The organism is Peribacillus sp. Aquil_B1 (assembly GCF_022603275.1).
GTDB lineage: Bacteria > Bacillota > Bacilli > Bacillales > DSM-1321 > Peribacillus.
Map to the genome: position 1 here is coordinate 1,546,526 of NZ_JAKXEE010000001.1, position 12,820 is coordinate 1,559,345.

At 39.4% G+C, this 12,820-nt stretch carries 15 protein-coding genes; 13 read left to right on the forward strand and 2 right to left on the reverse strand.

All coding sequences use genetic code 11. From position 1 onward, the window contains the following. The first annotated feature begins 41 nt into the window (after positions 1-41). The 10 genes from MPH60_RS07785 to MPH60_RS07830 all read left to right on the forward strand — a co-directional run bounded on the left by MPH60_RS07785 (position 42) and on the right by MPH60_RS07830 (position 7,881). Positions 42-836 carry a thymidylate synthase gene (locus MPH60_RS07785; protein ID WP_048686772.1) on the forward strand — a complete coding sequence of 265 codons (795 nt, stop codon included), beginning with the start codon at positions 42-44 and terminating at the stop codon, positions 834-836. Beyond that, positions 833-1,318: a dihydrofolate reductase gene (locus MPH60_RS07790; RefSeq protein ID WP_241590364.1), complete on the forward strand. Its 486-nt coding sequence runs from the start codon at positions 833-835 to the stop codon at positions 1,316-1,318. The genes MPH60_RS07785 and MPH60_RS07790 overlap by 4 nt, the downstream gene beginning before the upstream one ends. Positions 1,319-1,468: 150 nt before the next feature. Then, positions 1,469-2,737 (forward strand): threonine ammonia-lyase IlvA, encoded by a 1,269-nt coding sequence (gene ilvA, locus MPH60_RS07795; RefSeq protein WP_241590365.1) that lies wholly within the window; start codon positions 1,469-1,471, stop codon positions 2,735-2,737. Between the two features lie 194 nt (positions 2,738-2,931). Continuing rightward, the gene (gene tatA, locus MPH60_RS07800; RefSeq protein ID WP_034307557.1) at positions 2,932-3,123 is read left to right on the forward strand and encodes a twin-arginine translocase TatA/TatE family subunit; all 192 of its coding nucleotides are present in this window, start codon (positions 2,932-2,934) and stop codon (positions 3,121-3,123) included. Between the two features lie 84 nt (positions 3,124-3,207). Next, on the forward strand, positions 3,208-3,954 hold the full coding sequence (tatC, locus tag MPH60_RS07805; RefSeq protein WP_241590366.1) for a twin-arginine translocase subunit TatC: 747 nt from the start codon (positions 3,208-3,210) through the stop codon (positions 3,952-3,954). 154 nt (positions 3,955-4,108) lie between these two features. Beyond that, on the forward strand, positions 4,109-4,354 hold the full coding sequence (locus MPH60_RS07810; RefSeq protein ID WP_223255914.1) for a DUF2535 family protein: 246 nt from the start codon (positions 4,109-4,111) through the stop codon (positions 4,352-4,354). 228 nt (positions 4,355-4,582) lie between these two features. Further along, complete coding sequence (locus tag MPH60_RS07815) at positions 4,583-5,425, forward strand: DegV family protein (protein WP_241590367.1); 843 nt, start codon at positions 4,583-4,585, stop codon at positions 5,423-5,425. 153 nt (positions 5,426-5,578) lie between these two features. Then, positions 5,579-6,169 (forward strand): SCO family protein, encoded by a 591-nt coding sequence (locus MPH60_RS07820; RefSeq protein WP_048686762.1) that lies wholly within the window; start codon positions 5,579-5,581, stop codon positions 6,167-6,169. A 288-nt stretch (positions 6,170-6,457) separates the two neighbouring features. Beyond that, complete coding sequence (locus tag MPH60_RS07825; RefSeq protein WP_241590368.1) at positions 6,458-7,300, forward strand: SGNH/GDSL hydrolase family protein; 843 nt, start codon at positions 6,458-6,460, stop codon at positions 7,298-7,300. After that, positions 7,297-7,881: a YpmS family protein gene (locus MPH60_RS07830; protein ID WP_101225282.1), complete on the forward strand. Its 585-nt coding sequence runs from the start codon at positions 7,297-7,299 to the stop codon at positions 7,879-7,881. The genes MPH60_RS07825 and MPH60_RS07830 overlap by 4 nt, the downstream gene beginning before the upstream one ends. Before the next feature lie 54 nt (positions 7,882-7,935). On the opposite strand, the gene MPH60_RS07835 is transcribed toward MPH60_RS07830, so the two are convergent. After that, a complete protein-coding gene (locus MPH60_RS07835; RefSeq protein ID WP_241590369.1) occupies positions 7,936-8,685 on the reverse strand; it encodes a DUF4397 domain-containing protein in 750 nt (249 codons plus the stop codon). A gap of 188 nt (positions 8,686-8,873) precedes the next feature. On the opposite strand from MPH60_RS07835, the gene msrB reads away from it, so the two are divergent. After that, the gene (msrB, locus tag MPH60_RS07840; protein ID WP_241590370.1) at positions 8,874-9,833 is read left to right on the forward strand and encodes a peptide-methionine (R)-S-oxide reductase MsrB; all 960 of its coding nucleotides are present in this window, start codon (positions 8,874-8,876) and stop codon (positions 9,831-9,833) included. A gap of 51 nt (positions 9,834-9,884) precedes the next feature. Here the strand turns inward: msrB and MPH60_RS07845 are convergent, their stop codons facing one another. Beyond that, complete coding sequence (locus MPH60_RS07845) at positions 9,885-10,973, reverse strand: SGNH/GDSL hydrolase family protein (protein ID WP_241590371.1); 1,089 nt, start codon at positions 10,971-10,973, stop codon at positions 9,885-9,887. 306 nt (positions 10,974-11,279) lie between these two features. Here MPH60_RS07845 and MPH60_RS07850 point away from each other — a divergent pair, with 306 nt between their 5' ends. Together MPH60_RS07850 and MPH60_RS07855 are read left to right on the forward strand one after the other, a co-directional pair. Continuing rightward, positions 11,280-11,447, forward strand: coding sequence for a YjcZ family sporulation protein (locus MPH60_RS07850; protein ID WP_241590372.1), 168 nt, complete (start codon positions 11,280-11,282; stop codon positions 11,445-11,447). A 279-nt stretch (positions 11,448-11,726) separates the two neighbouring features. Beyond that, positions 11,727-12,701, forward strand: coding sequence for a S66 family peptidase (locus MPH60_RS07855; RefSeq protein WP_241590373.1), 975 nt, complete (start codon positions 11,727-11,729; stop codon positions 12,699-12,701). Positions 12,702-12,820 lie beyond the last annotated feature (119 nt).

Below are 12,820 nucleotides of genomic sequence, written 5' to 3' on the forward strand. Positions count from 1 at the left end.
CGTTAAAATAAGGAGAATGAAAGTAGAAAAGGTGGTTTATCATGAAGCAATACTTAGATTTATGTAAGCATGTACTCGAAAATGGAACGCAAAAGGGTGATCGAACGGGAACAGGAACGATCAGTACCTTTGGATATCAAATGAGATTCAATTTAAAAGATGGATTCCCTGTACTTACAACGAAAAAGGTTAGTTTAAAAGCGATTATCCATGAACTATTGTGGTTTTTGAAGGGTGATACGAACGTTGGCTACCTTCAGGAAAATAGCGTGCGCATCTGGAATGAATGGGCTGATGAAAAAGGAGAATTAGGTCCGATTTATGGTCATCAATGGCGTTCTTGGGGAACGGCTGATGGAAGGCAAATCGACCAAATCAGTGAATTGATCGAACAAATCAAAACGAATCCAAATTCAAGAAGGCTGATAGTCAGTGCTTGGAATGTTGGGGAACTGGACGAAATGGCCTTGCCGCCTTGCCATGCTTTCTTTCAATTCTATGTCGCTGATGGTAAGCTTTCTTGCCAGCTATACCAACGTTCGGCGGACGTCTTTTTAGGTGTTCCTTTTAATATAGCTTCATATGCGCTATTAACGATGATGATCGCCCAAGTGTGTGATTTGGAAGTTGGCGAATTTGTACATACTTTCGGGGATGTCCACATCTACTCTAACCACCTTGAACAAGTGGAACTGCAGTTGACTCGTGATCCCAAACCATTGCCAATCATGAAAATCAATCCGGATGTGAAAAATATCTTTGACTTTAGCTTCGAGGACTTCGTTTTGGAAAATTACGAAGCCCATCCCCATATAAAAGGTGAGGTTAGTATATGATATCATTGATAGTGGCTATGGATCAAAATCGTGTGATAGGTAATAACAATAAACTGCCGTGGCATTTACCGGCAGATTTGCAGTATTTTAAAAAAGTGACGATGGGCCACCCGATTGTCATGGGCCGAAAAACATTTGAATCGATCGGCAGGGTCCTGCCTGGCCGCGAAAATGTCATCGTTACCCGCAATCAGGATTTTAAAGCGGAAGGCTGCGTAGTTTTACATGATATAGCAGAAATCAAAACGTTTGCAGATAACCGAGATGAGGAAGTCTTCGTGATTGGCGGAGCTGAAATCTTCAAGGAAATCCTTCCTTTTACCGACCGCTTGTATATAACGGAAATCCATGAAACCTTTGAAGGTGATACTTTCTTTCCCATGATTAATGAAAATGAATGGGATAAAATCTCTTCAAACCCAGGCAGCATCGATGAAAAAAATCGATATGCACATGATTTTATTATTCTGCAAAAAAAATAAAGTGCTAAACCGATTATGGGGAAATGACCATAATCGGTTTTTTTTGGTATGAAACAAACAAAAGAAAGAATTTTTAGAAAAATCAATTACATTAATAACAGTAAAGTGCTATAATGATTGAATTCATTAGGAAGGAAATGAGGGATTGTTATGAATCAGACTGCATCTAAGAATAGGGGGATTCAATTGGAAGATATTCTAATTGCCTATAGAGAACTGAAAGAAATCGTTTTGCATACTCCTTTACAAAAAAATCAGAGACTCTCTGAAAAATATGATTGTAATGTTTATTTAAAACGTGAGGACTTACAACACGTACGTTCTTTTAAATTAAGAGGGGCTTACTATAAAATGAAAAGCCTGACCGCTGAAGAGACGAAGAATGGAGTGGTTTGTGCCAGTGCAGGAAACCACGCACAGGGAGTAGCTTTTTCCTGCAGCCAATTGGGTATCCACGGGAAAATTTATATGCCTGCTACCACTCCAAGGCAAAAAGTCGATCAAGTTCAGCTATTCGGCAGGGATAATGTGGAAATCATCCTTATCGGGGATACATTCGATGATGCATTTGCCATGGCGATGGAATGCTGTGAAAAAGAAGGTCGTTCCTTTATCCACCCATTTGACGATGAAAAGGTAATCGCCGGGCAGGGAACAACCGCAGTAGAAATCCTGAATGATTGTGAAGATGGAATCGACTATGTATTTGCCGCTATGGGCGGAGGCGGATTAATGGCTGGAGTATCAAGTTATTTTAAATCGGTTTCCCCAAAAACGAAATGCATTGGAGTGGAGCCGCAAGGTGCTGCTTCGATGGAATACTCCTTCAAGGAAGGAAAAGTTTCTGAACTTGAAAACATAGATACATTCGTTGACGGAGCAGCTGTCAAGTGTGTGGGACAGTTGACATATCAGCTTTGTAAAGAAAACCTGGAAGATATCATTGTCGTCCCTCCAGGCCAAATCTGTACGACGATTCTCGATTTATATAATCAGCATGCGATCGTAGCTGAACCGGCAGGGGCTATATCTGTGGCCGCGTTGGATTTATACAAAGAACAAATCAAAGGCAAAACGGTCGTTTGCATGGTCAGCGGAGGGAATAACGACATTGGGCGTATGCAGGAAATTAAGGAGAAATCCTTATTATATGAAGGCCTGCTTTATTACTTCATCGTGAATTTTCCGCAACGTGCTGGAGCTTTAAGGGAATTCCTTGATGAGGTGTTAGGACCGAATGACGATATAAGCCGTTTTGAATATACGAAGAAAAATAATAAAGAAAGCGGGCCGGCCCTGGTTGGTATTGAGCTAAAAGATAAAAATGATTATGAGGGGCTCATTCAAAGGATGAACAAGAAAGGATTTTCTTTTGTAGAGGTCAATAAAGACAGTAATTTATTTCACTTATTGATTTAATCATGGACAAAATGTTAAATTAGGATAGAATAATACCTATGTTTTTACATTTTATTCTGCCTGCCCAGTCGTATAAGGGCATACTGTCGATAATTGTTACCATTCTATGACGAATTGCCAGTTCCCTTTCAATTGGTTGGAAATGGTATTATAATCGGGGTAGGTCAAATTACAACACCAAAGGGGATGTATCCATGTCGAACATTGGAGTACCTGGTCTAATTCTCATCTTAATTTTGGCATTAATTATCTTTGGTCCGAAGAAACTTCCAGAAATTGGCCGTGCTTTTGGACAAACGCTTCGTGAGTTTAAAAAATCCACGAGTGATTTAACAAAAGGTGATTATGAAGAAGATAAGAAGCTGCAACAAAAAAATCATGAATGATTGAATGCTGGGCGTAAGATGGAATCGTCTTGCGCCTTTATGCTGGAACAAGATACGGATTTTCAGATGAAGGCGTGATCAACTTTGGAAGATAAAGATTTAAATATCATCGATCATCTCGATGAATTGAGAAAACGGCTCATCATTACAGCTGTTGCTTTTGTCATCTTTTTTATCGCCAGTTTTATTTATGTTGAGGAGATTTATAATTGGTTCGTGAAAGATCTCGATTTTGAACTGATGGTATTGGGACCGAGCGATATAATCTGGATTTACTTTATGCTTGCAGGAGTCGTAGCCATTGCGGCAACGATACCGGTAATTGCCCTGCAGATCTGGTTATTCGTTAAACCCGCTTTGATGCCAAATGAAGTAAGGGCGACCCTTGCCTATATTCCGGCACTTTTCCTGCTATTTATCGGAGGGCTTGCTTTCGGTTATTTTGTCATCTTCCCGACCATTCTTCAATTTTTGATTGAATTGGGAGATGGGATGTTCATAACCAGTTTTACAGCGGATAAGTACTTTTCATTCGTATTTAATATGACAATACCTTTTGCTGTTTTATTCGAGCTTCCTGTCGTTACGATGTTTTTGACCTCCCTTGGCATAATTAATCCTTATGTACTTCAAAAGTTAAGGAAGTATGCATACTTTGTATTGGTTGTCATAGCGATATCGATTACGCCGCCTGACTTTATGTCAGACTTTATGGTGATGGTTCCGCTGCTTTTATTATATGAAATCAGTATTTCTTTATCTAAAGTCGTCTATAAACGAAGGGTGAAACGTGAAAGCTTGCGGGAAGGCACATACGAGGAAGGTTTATAAAAAGAGGTCCATAAAGGCATTTTGCCTTTATGGGTCTTTTTTTTTGTGAAAGTCAATCTGATTTGTCTGTTTTTTTACACATTTGAATATTTATACTTTTGGTTTTATTGTGTATAATGTAAGCAATCGGTGAAAAATGAGGATTGATATATTGATGTTCAAATGCTTGGAATTCAAAGATTGTTTTGGACATAAGGTCACAATTTCAGAAATACCTGTCTTACTGCCTAGTGATCCGAATTTTTTTATGTTGACCGTGCGTTTGGAAGTATTTGTAAAGAAGGTTTTTGCCAATAAAGATCATAAAGAAAATTACTCATTTAAGCATTATTTAGCATCCGTACTCAAATGGCCCGTTTATAACAAGCTTTTTTTTGGAAGTTTACTAAATAATGCTTAATGCGGACTGTTCCATAGCTAACTTCTCCGTTAAAAGAGATGACACGAATGCCATGAAATTACGAATAAATCGGCATGTGTTCAGGTTAGCTCCATGGAACGGTCTTTTTTTGTGTAATCATTTCAAAAGATAAGTATCACTTCACTTGAAAAAAGAAGATCTTTGGTTTGAATGCGTACCTTGAATAGGTATAATACAATAGATATGTTAACTTAGGGATGTGTAATGATGAATAAAGTAAAGATAGTAACAGACTCGACAGTAGATATGACACCAGAGGAACTGGAATTTTATGATATAACAATGGTCCCGTTATCGATTTTTATAGATGGGGAGACTTTTTTGGATAAGGTTGAAATCGAACAAGAGGAATTCCTGAAAAGGATGAACCAGTCTAAAGAATTGCCAAAAAGCTCACAGCCAGCCGCAGGTACCTTTGTGGAGGTATATGATGAACTAGGAAAGGACGGCAGCGAGATTATTTCCATACATATGACTGGTGGCATGAGCGGCACAGTTCGCTCAGCGGAAAGCGCAGCAAGCATGTCTGAAGCGAAGGTTACTGTGCTTGACTCGAAATTCATTTCAAAAGCGATGTCGTTCCAGGTGATCGAGGCAGCGAAGATGGCGAAGGAAGGGAAATCCGCAGCGGAGATAATTGATCGACTGGAACATATTAAAAAGCAGTCAAGTTTAATCATTGTCATAGAGACACTTGATAACCTTGTTAAGGGTGGAAGGATTGGCAAAGTTTCTGCCTTTATCGGTTCATTGCTGCACATAAAGCCGATTGCACTTCTTGATGATGGTGTACTGAATCCCGTATCCAAAGCTAGGAGCCAGTCACAGGTCGTGAAGTTCATCATCAAGAAATTCAAAGAAGATACTCAAGGCAAAAAAATTAGGGGCATTGGTTTTGTACATGCGAATGGTCTTGAAATAGCGGATAAAGTCCGCCACGCCATTGCAGACTTAACAGGATACCAAGACATAAAGATAGAAGCAACGACTGCTGTTGTCAGTACCCATACGGGTGAAGGCGCAATGGCCATCATGTATTATTGGGATTGATATGAATAAACCATATGAAACTGCGTTTTGCGGCGGTTTTGTCACTTTTACAATTGTCTTTAATTCGTAGAAATAGTTACTGTTCTCATTACGATGGGTCTGTTAGAATAAATGAAGTAACAGAATATTTTATACATAAAGGACGGGGTAGGGATGAGAAAGCTGCAATTGCTTATGGCAGCTATGGGAGCATCGATTTTATTGCTGTTGACAGCATGTGGTTCCAATGGTGTACCTGATGCTAAAAATTGGGACCTTGAAGATTTCAGTTACATCGATCAGGAGGGTAAACCTTTCTCAAAAAGCGATCTTAAAGGAAAGGTTTGGGTAGCGGATTTTATATTCACAAGCTGTGAGACGGTCTGTCTCCCCATGACTTCGAATATGACGAAGCTGCAGCAGCAATTGAAGGATGAAGGTATTAAGGATGTAGAGTTCGTTTCATTTTCCGTGGACCCGGAAATTGACAAACCTGATGTTTTGAAAAAGTTTGGTGACCAATTTAATGTGGATTACGGCAACTGGCACTTTCTGACCGGTTATGGACAGGAAGAAATCGAGCAGTTTGCATTGGATAACTTTAAAACGATCGTCAAAAAACCAGAAGCGGAAGATCAGGTGATTCATGGTACCAGCTTTTTTCTGATTGATCAAGAAGGAAAAATCATCATGGATTATACAGGCCTGCAGGATATTCCCTTTGATGAAATCATTAAGCATATTAAAATTTTACAGAATTATTGAACAGGTTAAATGACCTGTTCTTTCTGTTTTCATCCATCCTTTATAAGGATTTCAATAGAGCTTTAACGATACTGAAAATGAGCAATAAGTTTTTGAAGAAACAGCGGTAGTGAAGAATGATTTTACATGCTAAGTAACATGCTAATTTTTATAGGACTAGCTTTAATTCACTGCATTTTTCATATTGTATAGTAAGGAATGCTCAATTCTGGAAGTGCAATGAAGGTATATTGTTTGCAATCTTTCGTTTTCTGCATGATATAATATATGGGTAGGAAGGTGAGGGTCATGAGGTACAAAATCACCTGTCTTTTCATATGCCTAGTTTGGATTTCAGGCTGCAGTCAAAGTGAAACAGCCTCAAATCAGCCATCTGTTCAGCAGAAAAGCATAGTTGAGCTGAGCAAAAAGGAAACCATTCCTGCCAGCTTTTTTCCGGACCCTGTGAAAATCGTATCGATTGGCGACTCCTTGACTCAAGGGGTCGGTGATAGTAAAGATAATGGCGGGTATCTGCCATATTTACAAAATAAGCTGGAAAAAGAACCATCGATTACTTCAGTTGAGATGATTAATCATGGCATACGTGGAAATAGGACCGACCAACTATTGAAAAGACTGGATAAGACTAGGATTAAAGAAGACATAAAGCAAGCTGACTCGATTGTCGTCACAATCGGTGGAAATGATATCATGAAGGTCTTTAAACAGAACTTCTCCAACTTGGAACTGAATCAGTTTGATTCGGCAAAAATAGGGTATGAAAAAAGATTAAGGCAGATACTTGATAAGGTTCGTTCCGAAAATGATTCTGCGCAAATTTACCTTGTAGGCGTCTATAATCCATTTTCCAAATGGTTCGGAGATTTTTATGAACTTGATATGATCATGAATGATTGGAATGAAAGCGGAAAAGAGATCATTGAAGAATATGATTCAGCCTATTTTATTGAAATAGCAGATATTTTTGAGAATTCCGAAGAAGATTTGCTGTATGCCGAGGATTATTTTCACCCAAATGATCGCGGATATGAATTAATCGCGACAAGAATCTATAATGATATGGATATTACCACTATCGGAAAGGACACATTGGAAGCGAGTGCCAAAGGAGATGATGACCAAGAATGACAAATGTCAAATGGAAGACTTTGTTTATTTCCCTATTAGCCCTAAACATCCTGGTCATCTTGTTTGTAACGATTTTAGTTAATCTGCCGACTAAAGATAAAGATTTGATACCCAAAGTAAGCCATGAAGAAGATATCCAATTTCAAATTCATACGAATCGGGAAGATTTGACAAGATTAATCAACCAGTATCTGGATAAAGAGGGATTGACGGGATCCATTCACTACGAAGTGTATTTAACGGATGAAGTCGAATTATATGGAACAATGCCATTTTTCAACCGTGAAGTGGAAATGAAATTGACTTTTGAACCAATTGCCCAAAAGAATGGGGATTTGATCCTGAAACAAAAATCAATTGCAGTCGGTAAAATGAACCTTCCTGTTTCATATGTAATGAATTTAATAAATGAGCGTTATAATATGCCGGATTGGGTTAGCATCAGTCCCAATGACGAAAGTATTTATGTGTCATTACAGGATATGGAACTGAAAAGCGATATTAGGGTTAAGGCGAATGAATTCGATCTAAAAAATGATGATATTTCATTTTTATTGACCATCCCATCATCATTACAGTGATAGTGAATAAATGGATAAAAAACCAGGATCATTGCATCCTGGTTTTTTATCCATTTATGGAGATAGCGTTAAGGTTTCTAGTGAGGATGACTGCCGATTCGAACCAATTAAATAAATGGTTGTGGGAGTATTTACTTGGAAGGCTTTGTTTGGCAAAGGGAGTGCGATTTCTTTTGTCCCAGATATCCTCACTTCGAAGTCTACTATCATGGGATGTATATTTAGATATTCGCTTGCTTTCCTGAAATGGAGTTGATCAAAAACAACATCTCCATCTTTGACGGCAATATCCACCGAGAGTAAATCATGTGAAAGCTGGATGAATCGTACCTTTGCTTCATTTGGAGGAACAAATGGATTATCTTCGAAAGATAACATGCTCAATGATTCATTAGCCAGGGTAGATGCAAGAGCAATGGTGTATGAAGTCCCGCCTTCGAGAGCTACTTTACAGCTTAAAAGAGGTAAGGCGCTTTGTCCGCTGCAGTATATTTCCAATGGGTACTTGCCAGGGGGGAGCGGTAAATAACCATTGTTTTCTTTAAATGAAAAATTTTTAAGGATATGCATTTCATTTAAATAAACATCAAATGAGGGAGCTGTTGGGGCAGCATGCAAAAAGCGTACTTGTGCAGGCAGTGGCCCATTCATTTGTTCATATCTCATTTGTTGTGTTGATTTTTCGAGACTTTTCAAATGGTTATGGAAATAATAATCATGTAATTGCGGATCGCTGTTTTTGTAATAAGACGATAGTAAATCATAGGTTACCGATTTTTGTGGATATGATTGTTTATCGCTCATTTCCAAGCACCTCTCATTTTTCCAGTATGTTCTTATCATATGTTGTCATGCTTGGGCGTGTGTCTACCGTATATAAAGAAGGGAGACGATTTTTCGTAAAAGGGCCGATCGGCATATTATTTTACACGCTCATATAAAAGCGTTAAAATTCATTCAATGGATTGTTTGTAAAAAAGGAGGATTTTCATTTGACAAAGCAATTAGAGAAGGCAACATTCGCAGGCGGATGTTTCTGGTGCATGGTGAAACCATTCGATGAACAGCCTGGCATCGAATCCGTTATCTCCGGCTATACGGGCGGGACTACGGAAAACCCTACGTACAAAGAAGTTTGTTCCGAAACCACGGGCCATTATGAAGCAGTTCAAATCACCTTTGATCCAAGCGTGTATCCATATGAGGAGATAATCGAGTTATTTTGGCAGCAAATTGATCCGACAGATGCTGGCGGGCAATTTTATGACCGAGGAAGTTCTTATCAAACGGCCATTTTTTATCATGACGAAAACCAACGTAAAATAGCAGAAGCATCCAAAGCTAAGCTGCAGGCAAGCGGGAAATTTCCAGGACCGATCGTAACGCCGATTATACCAGCCAAAACGTTTTATCCAGCCGAGACATACCACCAGCATTATTATAAAAAGCAACCTGAGCATTATGAAAGATATTCGATTGGTTCAGGACGGAAAGCATTTATACAACATCACTGGGGGGAAAAAATGAAAAGTAAAGAAGAATTAAAACAGAAACTCACTCCGATTCAATATGAAGTCACACAAAATAATGGAACGGAACCAGCCTTCAACAATGAATATTGGAACTTGAAGGAAGAAGGATTATATGTGGATATTGTTTCAGGCAATCCTCTTTTCACTTCAAAGGAAAAGTTCGATTCAGGCTGCGGTTGGCCAAGCTTCACTAAACCGCTTAAAGAAGATGAAGTAGTGGAAAACCTCGATACGAGTTATGGTATGAGAAGGATAGAGGTTCGCTCAAAAACTGCCGATTCTCATTTGGGTCATGTTTTCAATGATGGGCCGGGACCGTCGGGCTTACGCTATTGCATCAATTCTGCATCATTAAGGTTCATCCCGCTCCAAGATCTTGAAAAAGAAGGATACGGAGAATACAAAAAGCTGTTTGATTGAATGCAAACCCCCCTATCAGCTAATGATAGGGGGGTTTTTATTGGGTCATAATCAATCTGTGATGATTGAAGCGATCCGGACATATGGAATGGTGGTAAGTTCCAATGCTTTAGTCCTGCCAGTCACCTCGAAACGGACAGTATGTGAACCGGGACGGAGCCCATTTGTGATAAATAAATATCTTTCACGGGCAAATGGCCACCACGTATTCAAAGTCGTGATTTCATTTCCGTCGATCCATACATTCACTTCGCCGCCATCAGGACTTCTAAGCAGTTTCACACCAAGCATACTTCCCTTGAAGGTATATTCAATCACACTGCCCTTTTCACTGCTTGTGAAATAGCCGCCCCTTGGACGGAAGCCGCTCATTTTTCCATAGTGGTCAATTTCCGATAATTCAAATCCAGAACGGGCATGCAGCTTAGATGGAAGGACTGCTACAGCCTTTTCCCGTTTGATGTTATCCAGGAACCGTTCATAAATTGCATCAGCATATAATTTATAACCCAGCCCATTTGGATGAACCAAATCTCTTGTCAGCTGTTTTTCCGTATATCCTGAATCTTTGAATATAGGTCGCATATCCACATTGGTTGCACCGTAATGTTTGGATAAAAGTTCGATGGCTGAAGCGAATTCTTCATATTTCAAGGAACTCTCTGTTATTGTGAATAATTCAGCATTAGGGTGGAGACGTTTCGCCTTTCTCATTAACGCTTCATATGTCATGGTAAAATCATCGACATTCATATATTTACGATCATTCTCACCAAAAACGAAGAAAATCAGATCTTTGTGATCATGCTCCCTTTTTTGGGAAAGCTTGAATAAGCCTTCAAAAGCAGTGGCTCCACTTTGGACCACGTAGTCACCGTGTAAAGAGATATCATTGGCTTCATTCATCTTATTTTCTAACTGGTTGAACCATGTTAGTTCAGGCTTTTCAGCTCCCGATCCTCTTCCGATACTGTCACCAATGACGAGATATTGAATGGGCTGGCCTGATTGGAATTTTTGATAAACATTAATGGAATCATCTGATCCATATGTTTTAGGGACTTTTTGAAGGATATAGCTGATTAGAAGGATCGTGGCGATTGCAGCGAAAGGGATGAAGGATTTTGCGTTCGTTTTCAATTATGTTCCCCCGTATTGCCTTTTATGTATCCATGTAGGGATGAGATATCTTAAAGAGGCTAAGAATTGTTTTTTCCTTATTATATCCCAATTTTAACGTAACACAATAAATATGAAACGTTTTTTTTGACATTTTTCATGGTTACTTGCGGTATTTCAGCCATTGAATGAATAACGGTGAAGATGGTGTTGCTTGAAGTTTTTTCTTAAATCCAGAAAAATGGGCAAATGCACAGACCAAGGCGGGCGTATTGACATATGGTAAGGTGTAAAGAGAAATAAGAATTCTAAAAGGAGTGAAACTTAATGTACGGATATGGTGGAAATGTTGCAGGACCAGGATTCGGTTATGGTGGCGGTGGATTCGGTGGCGGATACGGCGGCGGCGGTTGCTGTGGATTTGGATCAGGCTTCGCATTAATCGTTGTCTTGTTCATTCTATTGATTATCATCGGCGCTTCATTTTGCTGCTAATACAATAACCTAAAGACCAGCTGATAAAGCTGGTTTTTTCTTTTGTAAAGAATGTGGTGGACCTTTTTAGATTCCATGGTTGTTGACTGAAAAGGCAGGTTAAATCCAAGTTGGACAGGCGATACATCCCCACCTTATTTCCAATCCTGATACCAGCATGGCCAATCTGCAAGAAAATAACGTGTGTGAAGGACATACCATAAAGGTTCTGGGTTTTTCTTTGTTCACCATTTCTGCTAAAATAACGACAGAATGTAATTAATTTAGGGGGATAAAGATATGAAACCTTCCGGTTTACAAGCAGGGGATGAAATTCGCGTAATCGCTCCTTCAAGAAGCTTGGCGATTGTCAAAGGGGAACAACGCAGATTGGCAGAAGAAAGGTTGACTGAACTTGGTTTTAAAGTGACATATGGTGAAACGGCTTTGTTCCATGATGACTTTTTCTCGAATTCGATCGAAGACCGGATCGAGGATTTGCATGAGGCGTTCAGGGATCCAAATGTGAAGGGGATTTTTACAGCCATCGGGGGGTATAACGCTAACCAATTGTTACGGTATATCGACTATGATTTGATTAAGAAAAATCCAAAAGTGCTGATGGGATATAGTGATATAACTGCACTTTTATTGGCCATTTATAATAAAACAGGTTTAACTACATATTCAGGTCCTCATTTCTCGACGTTCGGGATGAAGGCTGGTCTGGAATATACGATGGAATATTTTAAAAAGGCTGTAATTGAAAGTGAAGGCTTTTATCTTGAGCCAAGTGAGACGTGGAGTGATGATTCCTGGCATTTAGAACAGGATGACCGAACTTTCCACCCGAATGGTGGATATATGGCCATTCAGGAAGGTGAAGCGGCTGGAACAATCATTGGAGGTAATCTTTGTACACTCAATCTATTACAAGGGACAGAGTTCATGCCATCTTTAAAGGACAGTATCCTTTTCATAGAAGATGACGAAGAAAGCCATCCATTCAGTTTTGACCGGGATTTACAATCCTTGCTCCATCAGCCAGGTGCAAGTGGGATTAAAGGAATCGTCATCGGCCGTTTCCAAAAGGATTCAGGAATGACTGAATATGCCTTACGGGAAATCATCACTTCCAAAAAGGAGATAAATGGCATACCTGTGATCGCTAATGCCAATTTCGGTCATGTCCATCCTTTTGTAACGGTGCCGGTTGGTTCAAAAGCAGTAATGAAGGTGAAGAATGGAAAAGCGACGATCCAGATCCTTTCATGACACATTATGAAGACGCCGTTCAAAAAGTGGACGGTGTCTTCATCTGTTCGGGATATGTATGAATATATTTTGCATTCTGGTGTATTTTAGGAGTCTTTCCTCTTGTAAGTCCTCGGATT

Bases quoted from the DNA above. Each gene is read 5' to 3' on its own strand.
- ilvA (WP_241590365.1), top strand. From the start codon at position 1,469: ATGAATCAGACTGCATCTAAGAATAGGGGGATTCAATTGGAAGATATT.
- MPH60_RS07855 (WP_241590373.1), top strand. From the start codon at position 11,727: ATGAAACCTTCCGGTTTACAAGCAGGGGATGAAATTCGCGTAATCGCT.
- MPH60_RS07830 (WP_101225282.1), top strand. From the start codon at position 7,297: ATGACAAATGTCAAATGGAAGACTTTGTTTATTTCCCTATTAGCCCTA.
- MPH60_RS07850 (WP_241590372.1), top strand. From the start codon at position 11,280: ATGTACGGATATGGTGGAAATGTTGCAGGACCAGGATTCGGTTATGGT.
- MPH60_RS07815 (WP_241590367.1), top strand. From the start codon at position 4,583: ATGAATAAAGTAAAGATAGTAACAGACTCGACAGTAGATATGACACCA.
- MPH60_RS07810 (WP_223255914.1), top strand. From the start codon at position 4,109: ATGTTCAAATGCTTGGAATTCAAAGATTGTTTTGGACATAAGGTCACA.
- MPH60_RS07785 (WP_048686772.1), top strand. From the start codon at position 42: ATGAAGCAATACTTAGATTTATGTAAGCATGTACTCGAAAATGGAACG.
- MPH60_RS07820 (WP_048686762.1), top strand. From the start codon at position 5,579: ATGAGAAAGCTGCAATTGCTTATGGCAGCTATGGGAGCATCGATTTTA.
- MPH60_RS07835 (WP_241590369.1), bottom strand. From the start codon at position 8,685: ATGAGCGATAAACAATCATATCCACAAAAATCGGTAACCTATGATTTA.
- tatA (WP_034307557.1), top strand. From the start codon at position 2,932: ATGTCGAACATTGGAGTACCTGGTCTAATTCTCATCTTAATTTTGGCA.
- MPH60_RS07790 (WP_241590364.1), top strand. From the start codon at position 833: ATGATATCATTGATAGTGGCTATGGATCAAAATCGTGTGATAGGTAAT.
- MPH60_RS07825 (WP_241590368.1), top strand. From the start codon at position 6,458: ATGAGGTACAAAATCACCTGTCTTTTCATATGCCTAGTTTGGATTTCA.